The following is a 13,849-nucleotide window of genomic DNA, read 5'->3' on the forward strand; positions in this document are numbered from 1 at the left end:
TCGTCGTACTGACGCGATCGGGGGAGGCGGGAGGGCGGCCCTCCCGCCGCGTGTCGCACCCGTTCGGGTGGACCTCCCGGGCCGGGGCGCGGGGCGGGGCGGCGGCTCGCAGGGGTTGCCGCGCGGCGGTCGCACGGCCATTCTGGGAGCGCTCCCAAGCGGGGGAGGCGAGGAGGAGAGCGGTGACCACGAGGACCAGGCCGTTCGTGCGGCCCTGCCGGCCCGAGGACCGGGACGCGGTGTACGACGTGTGCGTGCGCACCGCCGACGCCGGCGGCGACGCCCGGGGGACCTACCGGGACCCCGACCTGATGGGCGACCTCTTCGCCGGCCCCTACCTGTGGCTGGAACCGGAGCTGGCCTTCGTCCTGGACGACGGCGAGCGGGCCGTGGGGTACGCGGTCGGCACCGCCGACACCGCCGCCTTCGCCGAGGCGTTCCGCCGCACGTGGCTGCCCCGCGTCGCCGGGCGGTACCCGAGGGCGCAGACGCCGCGGACCCCCGACGACCACATGATCGAACTGCTGTACACGCCCGAGCGGATGGTCCTGCCCGAACTGGCCGACCACCCGGCGCACCTCCACATCGACATCCTCCCCGGCCACCAGCGGGCCGGCCACGGCACGGAGCTGATGGGCGAACTGCTCGCCGCGCTGCACCGGGCCGGCGCGGAGCGCGTCCACCTGGGGATGCTGACGGCCAACACCGGCGCCCGCCGCTTCTACGACCGCCTCGGCTTCCGCGAGCTGGCCGTCCGCGATCCGGGGCCGCTCACCTACCTGGGCAGGCCCACGGGGGCGTTGCCGCACCACGGGGATCACCGCGGGGCCGGAGCGGCGTAATGTGACGGTAACCCCTCACCGTGATACTGGTGTGCCGGCCGCCCCCTCGACCCCGGGCGGTGCGGGGAAGGGCCGTCTGACCAGCGAGGATGGGTGACCATGGACAAGCAGCAGGAATTCGTGCTCAGGACGCTCGAGGAGCGCGACATCCGGTTCGTCCGGCTGTGGTTCACCGACGTGCTCGGCTTCCTGAAGTCCGTCGCCGTCGCGCCCGCGGAGCTGGAACAGGCCTTCGACGAGGGCATGGGCTTCGACGGGTCCGCGATCGAGGGCTTCGCGCGCGTCTACGAGTCCGACATGATCGCCAAGCCCGACCCCGGCACGTTCCAGATCCTGCCCTGGCGCGCCGAGGCCCCGGGCACCGCGCGGATGTTCTGCGACATCCTGATGCCGGACGGCTCCCCCTCGTACGCCGACCCGCGCTACGTCCTCAAGCGGGCCCTGAACAAGACCTCCGACCTGGGATTCACCTTCTACACCCACCCCGAGATCGAGTTCTTCCTCCTCAAGGACCGGCCGGTGGACGGCTCCCGGCCCACCCCGGCCGACTCCTCGGGCTACTTCGACCACACCCCCCAGCACGTCGGCCAGGACTTCCGCCGGCAGGCGATCACCATGCTGGAGTCGATGGGGATCTCGGTGGAGTTCTCCCACCACGAGGGCGCCCCCGGACAGCAGGAGATCGACCTGCGGTACGCCGACGCGCTCTCCACGGCCGACAACATCATGACGTTCCGTCTGGTGATGAAGCAGGTCGCGCTGGAGCAGGGCGTGCAGGCCACCTTCATGCCCAAGCCGTTCTCGGAGTACCCCGGTTCCGGCATGCACACCCACCTGTCGCTGTTCGAGGGCGACCGCAACGCCTTCCACGAGTCCGGCGCCGAGTACCAGCTCTCCAAGGTCGGCCGCTCCTTCATCGCCGGGCTGCTCAAGCACGCCGGCGAGATCTCCGCCGTGACCAACCAGTGGGTCAACTCCTACAAGCGCATCTGGGGCGGCGCCCAGCGCACCGCGGGCGCCGGGGGCGAGGCGCCCTCCTACATCTGCTGGGGGCACAACAACCGCTCCGCGCTGATCCGCGTGCCGATGTACAAGCCGGGCAAGACCGGCTCCACCCGCATCGAGGTGCGCTCGCTGGACTCCGGCGCCAACCCCTACCTGGCCTACGCGGTGCTGCTCGCCGCCGGCCTGAAGGGCATCGAGGAGGGGTACGAGCTCCCGGCCGGCGCCGAGGACGACGTGTGGGCCCTGTCGGACGCCGAACGCCGCGCGATGGGCATCGAGCCGCTGCCGCAGAACCTGGGCGAGGCGATCGGGCTGATGGAGCGCAGCGAACTGGTCGCCGAGACGCTCGGCGAGCACGTCTTCGACTTCTTCCTGCGCAACAAGAAGCAGGAGTGGGAGGAGTACCGCTCCGAGGTCACCGCCTTCGAGCTGCGCAAGAGCCTGCCGGTGCTGTAGGCGCAGGTCAGCGCAGTTCTCCAGCCGCAACAGCACTCGGGGCCGGCGGCACGCGGCCGCCGGCCCCGAGTCGCTCCGTCCTGGGCCGTCTGCGGGCCGTCCGGAGCCGGACGCCTTCGGTCTGCCTCGTGCGTTCGCCCGGTGCTGCTTCCGGGGACAAGCACGCCGTCCATGCCATCCGGCTCGTTCCGGGCCGGCGGGAGAAGTCGGTCGTGTGGATCACGCTGGTACAGAGTCGGGTGCTGCCTTCCCGGGGTCCCCGCAGTGGAGGCACGGCGGACCTCGGTGCCGCCGGTCGCGCCTCGTCAGGCACCCGGAGCGTGTCCTGTGCGGGGAGGCGGATCAGCCGTCTGCGGCAGCAGAGGACAGCGGCCGGGCCGGGGAAGGCCGGGTGGTTGCGGGAACGGCGCTCGCAGCGAACGGTGGAACGGCGGTGGCCGGTCCACCGGGCGCAGCCGCTGACCGGCACGTGGACGATCGCGGCGAACACCGCTTCACCAGGAGTGCTCCGTGTCTTCTCCTTCATCCCCCGAAGAACTCGACGGCTGGTTGAGGGGGTACGGCTGGAGTCCGGAGCGAAACATCGGCGAGGAAGCGGAAGAACTCGTCCGGTCGGCTGTGGAAGTCTTCGCCAGGTATGGCGTGCCCACGTCCCCCTCTTCCTGCGCTCTGAGCGTCGTCCGCAACTACGGGAAACTGGAGTTCTTCCTCCACGACCGTCCCGAGAACCATGCCGTGATGGTTCCCGGGATCGTCTACAAGGGGCAGGCCGAGGAGGTCGCGGAATTCGAACAGGAACTGGGGGCCAAGGTGTTCGCCGTCGGGCACGACACTTACGACGGTGCCCTGTTCCTGGTGGACGACTCGAATCGGGTGTTCCTGCTCCATCACTCCGGTGACTACTTCTTGGGCACCGGGATGAGGGAAGCCTTCTTCACCTTCATGTACGGGGAGTTCCAGGACGCGGAGGACTTCCATGCCTGACGGCGTCCCCGGCGTCCCCGGCGCCGCCGCCTCCCTGCCGATCCAGGGCACGGTCGTGAGCCGGACCGACCCGGCGGGGGACGGGAGTCCCGGGCTGCGTCCGGCGGTGCGGGAGTTCTCCGGCTCCCACCCCCGGAGCGCCGTGAGCCGTCCACCGGACACCGCGCCGAGTCCGCACTCGTCTGCGACCGGTTGCGGCGCCTGGACCAGGAGCGCGGCGACGGCCGCACGGCGGCCGGCCGTGGCGGCTCGCGCGGTGCCTCGCCCGGAACCGTAAGGTGGCTCACGAGCTCCTCCGCGACAAGCAGCAGGAGCGGGAGGAGCACCGCTCGGAGGTCACCGCCTTCGAGCTGCGCAAGAGCCTGCCGGTGCTGCGGCCCCGGCCGCGGGCGGGCGCGGGCGCCCGCCCGGGACGGGGACGGCGCACACGGCGAGGAGGTGGAGGGCACGGTGGTGCAGGGCGGTCGGCGCGACAGCCGGTTCGGACGGTTCGCACGGCGGGGGTTCACCGACCCGGGGGCGGCCGGGCGGCTGCTGGACTCACCCGCCGTGGACCGGGTGCGGGACGACCCGGCCCTGCTGGACGCGCTCGGCGCCACCGCCGACCCCGACCTGGCGCTGCGCTCCTTCGTGCGCCTGGCGGAGGCCCAGCCCGGCGAGGAGGAGCGCCGCCTGCTGCTGGACACCGTGCGGGCCGCCAAGCCGCTGCGCGACCGGCTGCTGGGCGTGCTGGGCTCCTCCGAGGCGCTCGGCGACCACCTGGCGCGGCACCCCGGGGACTGGCGGGCCCTGAGGGCGTACGAGACGGCCGACCTCCACCCCGGAGTCGGGGAGTTCGAGGCGGCCCTGGCCTCCGTGAAGGACCCCGACGGGCTGCGCGTGGCCTACCGCCGCGCCCTGCTGGCCGTCGCCGCCCGCGACGTGTGCGGCACCGCCGACGTCGCCCAGACCGCCGCCGAACTCGCCGACCTGGCCACCGCCACCCTGCGGGCGGCCCTGGCGATCGCCTCCCGGGAGGCGCCCGACGACGCGGCGCTGTGCCGGCTGGCCGTGATCGGGATGGGCAAGTGCGGCGGCCACGAGCTGAACTACGTCTCGGACGTGGACGTCGTCTTCGTGGCCGAGCCCGCCGGGGGCGGCGGGGAGAGCGGCGGGGAGGAGGAGAGCGGGGCGCTGCGGGCCGCGACCCGGCTCGCCTCCCGCATGATGCGGATCTGCTCCGACACCACCGCCGAGGGCACCATCTGGCCGGTGGACGCCAACCTGCGTCCCGAGGGGCGCAACGGTCCGCTGGTGCGCACCCTCAGCAGCCACCTGGCGTACTACCAGCGGTGGGCCAAGACCTGGGAGTTCCAGGCCCTGCTCAAGGCCCGGCCGGTGGCCGGCGACGCGGCGCTGGGCCGCGAGTACTGCGAGGCCGTCGGGCCGCTGGTGTGGCAGGCCGCCGAACGGGAGAACTTCGTCACCGACGTCCAGCAGATGCGCCGCCGGGTGGTGGCCGAGATCCCCGCCGCCCAGCTCGACCGCGAGCTGAAACTGGGGCCCGGGGGGCTGCGGGACGTGGAGTTCGCCGTCCAGCTCCTCCAGCTCGTCCACGGCCGCGGCGACACCTCCCTGCGCAGCCCCACCACCCTGGCCGCGCTCGACGCGCTCGCCGCGGGCGGGTACGTCGGACGCCAGGACGCGGCCGCGCTCGGCGACGCGTACCGCTTCCTGCGCACCCTGGAGCACCGCATCCAGCTCCACCGGATGCGCCGCACCCACCTGATGCCCCGGGACGAGGGCGAGCTGCGGATGCTGGGGCGCTCCCTGGGCTTCCGCCAGGACCCGGTGGCCGAGCTGACCCGCGCCTGGAAGCGGCACGCCGCGGTGGTGCGGCGGCTGCACGAGAAGATCTTCTACCGGCCGCTGCTGGACGCCGTCGCCCAGCTCGCACCCGGCGAGATCCGGCTCTCCGCCGGCGCCGCCCGGCAGCGGCTGGAGGCCCTGGGCTACGCCGACCCGGCCGCCGCCCTGCGCCACCTGGAGGCCCTCACCTCCGGGGTGAGCCGCAAGGCCGCCATCCAGCGCACCCTGCTGCCGGTGCTGCTGGGCTGGTTCGCCGACTCCGCCGATCCCGACGCCGGGCTGCTGGGCTTCCGCAAGGTCTCCGACGCGCTCGGCCAGACGCCCTGGTACCTGCGGCTGCTGCGGGACGAGGGGGCCGCCGCGGAGAACCTGGCCCGGGTGCTCTCCGCCGGGCGCCTCGCCCCCGACCTGCTGCTGCGCGCCCCGGAGGCCGTCGCGCTGCTGGGCGATCCCGAGGGGCTGCGGCCGCGCGGCCGGGAGGCGCTCACCCAGGAGGTGCTGGCGGCCGTCGGACGGGCCGGCGGGCCCGAGCAGGCCGTCGCCGCCGCCCGCGGGGTGCGGCGCCGGGAGCTGTTCCGCACCGCCGCCGCCGACGTCGTGGGCGCCTACAAGGCCGCGGACGGCGGGGACGCGGAGGGCACTCCCGCGGAGGTCGCCGCCGCGGTGGACCGGGTCGGCCGGGCCCTGGCCGACCTCAACGCCGCGACGATCGCCGGGGCCCTGCGCGCGGCGGTGGACGCCCGCTGGGGCGACGCCCTGCCCACCCGCTTCGCCGTCATCGGCATGGGCCGCTTCGGCGGCCGGGAGCTGAACTACGGCTCCGACGCCGACGTGCTCTTCGTCCACGAGCCGCGCGAGGGGGCGGACGAGCGGGAGGCGGGCGAGGCCGCCTTCGCCGTCGCCAACGAGATGCGCCGGCTGCTCCAGCTGCCCAGCTCCGACCCGCCGCTGCCGATCGACGCAGACCTGCGGCCGGAGGGCCGCAGCGGCCCGCTGGTGCGCACCCTGGCCTCCTACGAGGCGTACTACCGGCGCTGGTCGCAGGTGTGGGAGCGGCACGCGCTGCTGCGTGCCGAGCCGGTGGCCGGCGACGAGGAGCTGGGGCGCCGCTTCGTCGAGCTGATCGACCCGCTGCGCTACCCCGAGGGCGGACCGGACGAGGAGGCGGTGCGGGAGATCCGCCGGCTGAAGGCGCGGATGGAGTCCGAGCGGCTGCCGCGCGGCGCCGACCGCACCACCCACACCAAGCTGGGCCGGGGCGGCCTGTCGGACGTGGAGTGGACGGTGCAGCTGACGCAGCTGCGCCACGCCGCGGCCGCGCCGGGGCTGCGGACCACCCGCACCCGTACCGCCCTGGCCGCGGCCCGGGACGCCGGACTGATCGAGGCGGACGACGCCGCGGTCCTGGACGAGGCGTGGCTGCTGGCCACCCGGGTGCGCAACGCGGTGATGCTGGTGCGCGGCCGTCCCGGCGACACCTTCCCCTCCGAGCCGCGCGAGCTGGCCGCGGTGGGCCGCTACCTGGGGTACGAACCGGGGCACGTGGGGGAGCTGCTGGAGGACTACCGCCGCACCACGCGCCGGGCGCGGACGGTGGTGGACCGGCTGTTCTACGGCATCGGCTGACCGCCGCGCACGGCATCGACCGACCGCCGCGCACGGCGGCGGGGGCCGGCGGCGCGTCCGCGCCCCCCGGCCCCCGCCCGCGTCACCTCCGGCGTCCGCTCACGGCGAGGCCGGCACCATCCGGGGCAGGCGGTGGGCCGGCGCCCCGTACCACAGGTAGGAGACGGCGAAGCCTATGCCCAGGCAGGCCACCCCGCCCACCGCGTCCAGCCAGAAGTGGTTGGCGGTGCAGACGATCACGACGAGGGTGAGGACCGGGTAGAGCCAGCCGAGGACCTTCACCCACAGCGGTGCGGCGAGCAGGGCGATGGTGATGCCGCACCACACCGACCAGCCGATGTGCATCGAGGGCATGGCCGCGTACTGGTTGGAGACGTTGGCCATGTTGCCCGAGGCCATCGAGCCCCAGGTGTCGTGGACCTTCACGGTGTCGATGAAGTGCACGCTCTCCATCAGCCGCGGCGGCGCCAGGGGGTAGAGGTAGTAGCCGAGCAGGGCGACGGCGGTGGTGGCGAACAGCACCGTGCGGGTGGCGGCGTAGCGGCCGGGATGTCTGCGGTAGAGCCAGACCAGCACGCCTATGGTCACCACGAAGTGCAGCGTCGCGTAGTAGTAGTTCATCGTCACGATGAGCCAGGTGACGCCGTTGACCGCGTGGTTGAGCGACTGCTCGACGGCGATGCCCAGGGCCCGCTCGACCTCCCACAGCCAGTCGGCGTTCCGCAGGGCCTGGGCCTCCTGCTCCGGGACGGCGTTGCGGATCATGGAGTAGATCCAGTAGCTGACCGCGATCAGCACGACCTCGAACCAGATCCGCGGCCGGCGGGGGGCGCGGATGCGCTGGACGACGGTACGGCGCGGCGCCGGAGCACTTCCGTGTTCAGCTGCCGGAATGACGGTGGTCATCTCGGCTTCTTCTGTCGTCCTCGTGATCGGTGCCCCCATGGGGCGACAGTCTGCCAGAATCCGGGCCCCGACCGATCATCCCCCGGTCTGGTCCTGTCCGCTTTCGCTCCTCCCCGAGGCCGATGCCCGGCCCTGAGGGGCGGAGGCGGTGGAGCCGCGGACGACCAGCTCGGGAAGGAAGACGAACTCGCTGTGCGGGGCGGGGGTGCCGCCGATCTCCTCCAGCAGGGCCCGCACGGCCGCCTGCCCCATCGCCGTCACCGGCTGCCGGATGGTGGTCAGGGGCGGGTCGGTGAAGGCGATCAGCGGGGAGTCGTCGAAGCCGATCACCGACACGTCCCGCGGTACCGCCAGGCCGAGCTGCCGGGCGGCGCGGATGGCGCCCAGGGCCATCATGTCGCTGGCGCAGACCACGGCCGTGCAGCCGCGGCCGATCAGGTCCGAGGCGGCGGCCTGGCCGCCCTCCAGGGTGTAGAGGGAGTGCCGCACGAAGGATGCGGCCTCCTCCTGCGTCATCCCCAGCTGCTCCTGGAGGCCGGCGGTGAAGCCCTCCGTCTTGCGCTGGACGGGCACGAACCGGGCCGGCCCCAGGGCCAGGCCGATCCGCTCGTGGCCGAGCGAGACCAGGTGGGTGACGGCCAGCCGCATCGCGGTGCGGTCGTCCGGCGAGACGAAGGGCGCCCGCACCCGGGGGGAGAAGCCGTTGATCATCACGAACGGCACCCCCTTGCCGCGCAGTTGCTCGTACCGCTGCGTGTCGGCGGTGGTGTCGGCGTGCAGGCCCGAGACGAAGATGATCCCGGCCACGCCCCGCTCCACCAGCATCTCGGTCAGCTCGTCCTCGGTCGAGCCGCCGGGGGTCTGGGTGGCGAGGACGGGGGTGTAGCCCTGACGGGTCAGCGCCTGTCCGATGACCTGGGCGAACGCCGGGAAGATCGGGTTGTCCAGCTCCGGGGTGATCAGTCCGACCAGCCCCGCGCTGCGCTGGCGCAGCCTGGTGGGCCGCTCGTACCCCAGCAGGTCCAGCGCGGCGAGGACGGACTCGCGGGTGGCCGGGGAAACGCCCGGCTTGCCGTTGAGGACGCGGCTGACCGTCGCTTCGCTGACCCCCGCCTGGGCTGCGATGTCAGCTAGTCGTGCGGTCACAGCACCGGACTGTACCGGCCGTGTGTCGGACTGCCCACCGTACCCGGGAGTTCGCCGGAATCACGGCGGTTTCGGCCCTGTCTGGAAGGAAGGATTCCGGGGGCGGGCCGTGCGGGCCCGGTCCGGGGGCGCGACACGGGGTGCGGGCGCCCCCGGGCGGGCGCGGCGGGGTCAGCGCTCGATCTCGTAGCCCGGCAGCAGCCGGCCGCTCCACTCCTCGGCGGTGCGCAGCAGCCCCTCCGCGGGTTCCTCCTCGCCGCGCAGGATCGCCGCGTAGTGGGGCTGGAGGGCGGTGAGCAGCTCCCCGCCCTCGGGGAGGGGAGGCCGGGCGACGGCCTTGGTCAGCGCCAGGTAGAAGGAGTTGCGGACCGCGTCGGAGAGCACCTCGCCGGTGTAGGCGGCGGTGCGGGTCGGCAGCAGGCCGAGGGCCAGGGCGGTCCTCTCCTGCTGCTTGGCCTCCGTCATGAACCGGACGAAGAGGTAGGACGCCTCCAGGTTGTCCGAGCCGGCCGCGACCACCAGGTTGTGCCCGCCGGTGGGTGAGCCGGCGGTGCCGGTGGAGCCGGCCGGGACGGCGGCGATGCCCAGGTTGCCCCGGTCCCGGAACTCGGGGGAGGCGAAGATCTCGGCGGTCGCCCACGGACCGTTGATCATCATGGCCGCCCGGCCGCCGGTGAACGCGTCCTGCATCGCGGCGTACGCGTCCTTTCGGGGAGGTCTGGGGGCGGCTCCGGAGGAGACCAGGTCGGCGGCCGTGGAGACACCGCGCACCGAGGCCTCGCCGGCGACGGTGATCCTCCGGGCGCCGACGTCGACCAGGTCGCTCTCCTCGCCGTAGAGGAACGGCAGCGAGAAGAACGGGTCGGGGTTGAGGACGATGCCCTCGGCGCCCGTCTCGTCCCTGATCTTCAGGGCGGTGTCCTTGAGCTCCTTCCAGGTGGAGGGGGGCCGCGCGATCCCCGCCTCCTGGAAGATCCGCCGGTTGTAGAGCAGGGCCAGGGTGTCGGTCACCTGCGGGACGCCGTAGACGCTGCCGTCCTCCAGCGTCACGCTCGCGGTGGTGGACGGCAGGAAGTCCCGCGTCATGTCGCCCTCCACGGCGGGGGTGCCGGTCAGGTCGGCCAGGTGCCCCTCGGCGGCGAAGGCCGGGGTCCAGCCGACGTCGGCGCGCAGCACGTCGGGCACGTCCCGCCCGGACCGCACCGCGTCGAGGAACCTCTGCTGCGCCTGGTCGAAGGGCACGCTGACGTGCTCCACCTCGACGCCCGGGTGCTTCTTCTCGAAGGCGGCGACCAGTTCGGCGAAGTGGGGGGCCTCGGCCTCGCCGGAGGTGTCCCACCAGGTGACGGTGCCCGAGGCGGCCGGGGCCTCCTCGTCGGAGCCGGCGAGGCCGCAGGCCCCGGCGGCCAGCGACAGGGAGAGGCAGACCGCGGCGGCCGCGACCGCGCGGCGCCGCCGGCCCCGTCCGGCCGAACCGGAGGTCACGGACTGTGTGGGGTTCTCCATCGTGCTCTTCCCGTCGTGCCTGAACCGCAGGACCCGCTGTGGGGCGGGGAGGAAGGTAGCAGGGGTGCAAGTTCTTGCGGAAGCCGTTGCAGACCCGTTTGCAGAAAGTTGCCGCAAGGTCTTTCTAAAACATTGCGCCGCTGTTACGTTCCTCGTCAGCCCGGCGCCGCGACCCAGCGGCCCGCGCGGAGTACGCCCGTGCCCCCGCGAGACGGGCACCGGATCATGGAGGAGTTCACATGCGGCGTGGCATAGGGACCACCGCACTGGTCGCCGCTCTCGCGCTGGCGGTCACCGCCTGCGGCGGCGGCGACGGCGGCGACGGCGGCAAGGGCGCCGACGGCGAGCTGTCGGGCACCGTCGAGTTCTGGGACACCTCGGGCGACGCGGAGAAGGACTTCTTCAAGAAGGTCGCCGAGGAGTTCGAGAAGGAGCACCCCAAGGTCGACGTCAAGTACGTCAACGTGCCCTTCGGCGAGGCCAGCAACAAGTTCAAGAACGCCGCGGGCGGCGGCGCCGGTGCCCCCGACGTGATGCGCACCGAGGTCGCCTGGGTCGCGGACTTCGCCAGCCTCGGCTACCTGGCCCCGCTGGACGGCACCCCCGCCGCCGAGGGCAAGGACGACTTCCTGCCCCAGGCCTGGGGGAGCACCCAGTACGACGGCAAGACCTACGCCGTGCCGCAGGTGATCGACACCCTCGCGCTCTTCTACAACAAGGAGCTGCTGGAGAAGGCCGGCGTCGAGGTCCCCGGATCGGTCGAGGAGATCAAGGCCTCCACCGGGAAGTTCTCGAAGGAGGGCGTCACCCCCCTCTACCTGCGCGGTGACGACCCCTACTTCGTCCTGCCCTTCCTCTACGGCGAGGGCGGCGACATGCTCGACGCCGACGCCAAGAAGATCACCATCGACGACGAGCCCGGCGTGAAGGCGTTCGAGGTGATGAAGGACCTGGTGGACTCCAAGGCCGCGATCACCGACACGACCGACGGCTGGGAGAACATGCAGAAGGCCTTCAAGGACGGCAAGGTCGCGATGATGCTCAACGGCCCCTGGGCCATCGAGGACACCCTCGCGGGCAGCCGGTTCAAGGGCAAGGAGGACAACCTCGGCGTCGCCCCCGTCCCGGCCGGCAGCGCCGGCCAGGGCGCCCCGCAGGGCGGCCACAACTACTCCGTCTACGCCGGCTCCGACAACCTGGACGCCTCCTACGAGTTCGTGAAGTACATGAGCTCCGCCGAGGTCCAGAAGCGCACCACCGAGGAGCTCAACCTGCTGCCGACCCGCACCTCGGTGTACGAGGAGCAGGCCGTCAAGGACAACCAGATGGTCCAGTTCTTCAAGCCCGCCGTGGACAAGGCCGTCGAGCGCCCCTGGATCGCCGAGGGCAACTCCCTCTTCGAGCCGCTCCGCGTCCAGCTGGCCGAGGTCCTCACCGGCAGGACCGAGCCGGAGGAGGCCGCGAAGAAGGCCGGTGAGGAGTACGCCGAGCTCCTCAAGGACGGGGACTGGAAGTAACCGAGGGACGACTCAGGAGAGGCTGACCGACGACCATGGCTGTCGAGACCGGCCAGTCGGTGGCACCGGCCGCGGGCGGAGACGCCCGCGGCCGCGGCCGCGGAACTGGCGAGAAGGCCGGGAGGGCCCCCGGACCGCTGCGCCGGGCCCTGGCCACCCACTGGTACGCGTGGGCCATGGTGGCCCCGGTGGTGATCGTCATCTCGGTGATCATCGGATACCCGCTGGTCCGGGGCATCTGGCTGTCCCTCACCAACGCCGACGAGTCCAATGTGGCCCGCACCATCGGCGTCAACGAGATCGAGGCGACCTACGAGTTCACCGGTCTGGAGAACTACCGGGAGATCCTCACCGACAGCGTCTTCTGGGACCGGCTGGGCTGGACGGTGCTGTGGACGGTCGGCTGCGTCTCCGTGACCTTTCTGCTCGGCCTGGTGCTGGCCGTCATGCTCAACCGGAAGCTGCGCGGCCGGACCCTGTACCGCATCGCCATCATCCTGCCCTGGGGCATCCCCGCCTTCGTCTCCGTCTTCGCCTGGAAGATGCTGTTCAACGAGAAGAACGGCATCCTCAACACGGTGCTCTCCGGCGGCGGCATCGACGGGGTCCCCTGGCTGGGCGACCCCACCTGGGCGAAGATCTCCGTCATCGCGGTGAACGTCTGGCTGGGCGTGCCCTTCATGCTCGTCGCCCTGCTGGGCGCCCTCCAGGCCATCCCCTCCGAACTGCTGGAGGCCGCCGAGGTCGACGGGGCCGGCGCCTGGCAGCGCTTCCGCAACGTCACCCTGCCCGGCATCCGCTCGGTCAGCAGCACCGTGGTCCTGCTGAGCACCATCTGGACGTTCAACATGTTCCCGGTGATCTACCTGCTCACCCGCGGCGGGCCGGGCGACTCCACCGAGATCCTGGTGACCTACGCCTACCGGCTGTCCTTCCTCAACAGCCCGCGCGACTTCGCCACCTCCGCGGCCTGGGGCGTGCTGATCCTGCTGCTCCTGATGGCCTTCGCGGTGGTCTACCGCCGTTCGCTCCGCAAGCAGGGAGAGGTGTGGTGACGACCATGAGGACCCCACGGACCACCACCGCGGCCACGACGCCCGACCCCGTCACGACCGCGCCCGCGCCGGCCGCGTCCGGACCGCGCCCGCGGCCCCGGCGCGTCCGCCGGCGCGGCGAGCGCGGCCCCCTGGCCTCGTTCGGTCTCCACGCGGGCCTGCTGCTGGCCGCCGTGGTCGCCGTCTTCCCGCCGTTCTGGCTGCTGGTGACGTCCTTCAAGCCCAAGAGCGACACCTTCACCACCTCGCTGGTGGAGAACTTCACGCTCGAGAACTACGACCACGTCCTGGGCGACACCTACTTCCTGACCTGGTTCGGGAACTCGGTGCTGATCGTGGTGGTGACCACGCTGCTCGGCGTCTTCATCTCCGCCACCACCGGATACGCCGTCAGCCGCTTCCGCTTCCCCGGCATGCGCCCGCTGATGTGGACCCTGCTGATCACGCAGATGTTCCCCATGGCGATCCTGATCGTGCCGCTGTACAACCTGATGGCGCAGCTCGGGCTCCTGAACCAGCCCGTCGGCCTGATCATCACCTACCTCACCATCGCGGTGCCGTTCTGCGCCTGGATGATGAAGGGCTTCTTCGACACCATCCCCGTCTCCATCGACGAGTCCGGGCGGGTGGACGGCCTCAACCCCTTCGGCACCTTCTGGCGGCTGATCCTGCCGCTGGCCAAGCCCGGTCTCGCCGTCACCGGCTTCTACAGCTTCGTGACGGCCTGGGCCGAGGTCGCCTACGCGTCGGCCTTCATGACCGGCGAGGAGAACCTCACCCTCGCCGGCGGCCTGCAGACCTTCGTCAACCAGTACGTCGGCGACTGGGGCTCGATGACCGCCGCCGCGGTGATCATCGCCGTGCCGGCCGCGATCGTCTTCGCCATCGCCCAGCGGCACCTCGTCGCCGGGCTGACCTCCGGCGCCGTCAAGTCCTGACCGGCTCCGGCCCCAGTCCG

At 72.4% G+C, this 13,849-nt stretch carries 10 protein-coding genes; 7 read left to right on the plus strand and 3 right to left on the minus strand.

The window, feature by feature from the left end; genetic code table 11:
* Nucleotides 1–182 precede the first annotated feature (182 nt).
* The 4 genes from ACFSJS_RS01860 to ACFSJS_RS01875 all read left to right on the plus strand — a co-directional run bounded on the left by ACFSJS_RS01860 (nucleotide 183) and on the right by ACFSJS_RS01875 (nucleotide 6,761).
* Nucleotides 183–842 carry a GNAT family N-acetyltransferase gene (locus tag ACFSJS_RS01860; RefSeq protein WP_380895927.1) on the plus strand — a complete coding sequence of 220 codons (660 nt, stop codon included), beginning with the start codon at nucleotides 183–185 and terminating at the stop codon, nucleotides 840–842.
* 99 nt (nucleotides 843–941) lie between these two features.
* A complete protein-coding gene (gene glnA, locus ACFSJS_RS01865) occupies nucleotides 942–2,303 on the plus strand; it encodes a type I glutamate--ammonia ligase (RefSeq protein ID WP_380895929.1) in 1,362 nt (453 codons plus the stop codon).
* 510 nt (nucleotides 2,304–2,813) lie between these two features.
* Nucleotides 2,814–3,287 (plus strand): SUKH-3 domain-containing protein, encoded by a 474-nt coding sequence (locus ACFSJS_RS01870; protein ID WP_380895931.1) that lies wholly within the window; start codon nucleotides 2,814–2,816, stop codon nucleotides 3,285–3,287.
* 450 nt (nucleotides 3,288–3,737) lie between these two features.
* Entirely contained in the window at nucleotides 3,738–6,761 is a 3,024-nt protein-coding gene (locus ACFSJS_RS01875) for a bifunctional [glutamine synthetase] adenylyltransferase/[glutamine synthetase]-adenylyl-L-tyrosine phosphorylase (RefSeq protein ID WP_465269787.1), read from the plus strand.
* A gap of 99 nt (nucleotides 6,762–6,860) precedes the next feature.
* Here ACFSJS_RS01875 and ACFSJS_RS01880 read toward each other — a convergent pair whose 3' ends face one another.
* The 3 genes from ACFSJS_RS01880 to ACFSJS_RS01890 all read right to left on the minus strand — a co-directional run bounded on the left by ACFSJS_RS01880 (nucleotide 6,861) and on the right by ACFSJS_RS01890 (nucleotide 10,319).
* Nucleotides 6,861–7,667, minus strand: a complete 807-nt coding sequence (locus ACFSJS_RS01880) for a phosphatase PAP2 family protein (protein WP_380895935.1) — start codon at nucleotides 7,665–7,667, stop codon at nucleotides 6,861–6,863.
* 75 nt (nucleotides 7,668–7,742) lie between these two features.
* On the minus strand, nucleotides 7,743–8,813 hold the full coding sequence (locus tag ACFSJS_RS01885) for a LacI family DNA-binding transcriptional regulator (protein ID WP_380895936.1): 1,071 nt from the start codon (nucleotides 8,811–8,813) through the stop codon (nucleotides 7,743–7,745).
* Between the two features lie 171 nt (nucleotides 8,814–8,984).
* A complete protein-coding gene (locus ACFSJS_RS01890) occupies nucleotides 8,985–10,319 on the minus strand; it encodes an extracellular solute-binding protein (protein ID WP_380895938.1) in 1,335 nt (444 codons plus the stop codon).
* A 239-nt stretch (nucleotides 10,320–10,558) separates the two neighbouring features.
* On the opposite strand from ACFSJS_RS01890, the gene ACFSJS_RS01895 reads away from it, so the two are divergent.
* The 3 genes from ACFSJS_RS01895 to ACFSJS_RS01905 are packed head-to-tail and all read left to right on the plus strand — an operon-like array spanning nucleotide 10,559 to nucleotide 13,829.
* Entirely contained in the window at nucleotides 10,559–11,836 is a 1,278-nt protein-coding gene (locus tag ACFSJS_RS01895) for an extracellular solute-binding protein (RefSeq protein WP_380895940.1), read from the plus strand.
* 35 nt (nucleotides 11,837–11,871) lie between these two features.
* Complete coding sequence (locus tag ACFSJS_RS01900) at nucleotides 11,872–12,891, plus strand: carbohydrate ABC transporter permease (RefSeq protein ID WP_380895942.1); 1,020 nt, start codon at nucleotides 11,872–11,874, stop codon at nucleotides 12,889–12,891.
* Between the two features lie 5 nt (nucleotides 12,892–12,896).
* A complete protein-coding gene (locus ACFSJS_RS01905) occupies nucleotides 12,897–13,829 on the plus strand; it encodes a sugar ABC transporter permease (RefSeq protein WP_380895944.1) in 933 nt (310 codons plus the stop codon).
* The last annotated feature ends 20 nt before the right edge of the window (nucleotides 13,830–13,849 follow it).

The sequence above is a fragment of the Streptomyces desertarenae genome (genome assembly GCF_042681365.1).
Lineage (GTDB): Bacteria > Actinomycetota > Actinomycetes > Streptomycetales > Streptomycetaceae > Streptomyces > Streptomyces desertarenae.

Excerpts from the sequence above, each read along its gene's own strand:
- glnA (WP_380895929.1), top strand. The coding sequence starts at position 942 with ATGGACAAGCAGCAGGAATTCGTGCTCAGGACGCTCGAGGAGCGCGAC.
- ACFSJS_RS01905 (WP_380895944.1), top strand. The coding sequence starts at position 12,897 with ATGAGGACCCCACGGACCACCACCGCGGCCACGACGCCCGACCCCGTC.
- ACFSJS_RS01900 (WP_380895942.1), top strand. The coding sequence starts at position 11,872 with ATGGCTGTCGAGACCGGCCAGTCGGTGGCACCGGCCGCGGGCGGAGAC.
- ACFSJS_RS01895 (WP_380895940.1), top strand. The coding sequence starts at position 10,559 with ATGCGGCGTGGCATAGGGACCACCGCACTGGTCGCCGCTCTCGCGCTG.
- ACFSJS_RS01890 (WP_380895938.1), bottom strand. The coding sequence starts at position 10,319 with ATGGAGAACCCCACACAGTCCGTGACCTCCGGTTCGGCCGGACGGGGC.
- ACFSJS_RS01880 (WP_380895935.1), bottom strand. The coding sequence starts at position 7,667 with ATGACCACCGTCATTCCGGCAGCTGAACACGGAAGTGCTCCGGCGCCG.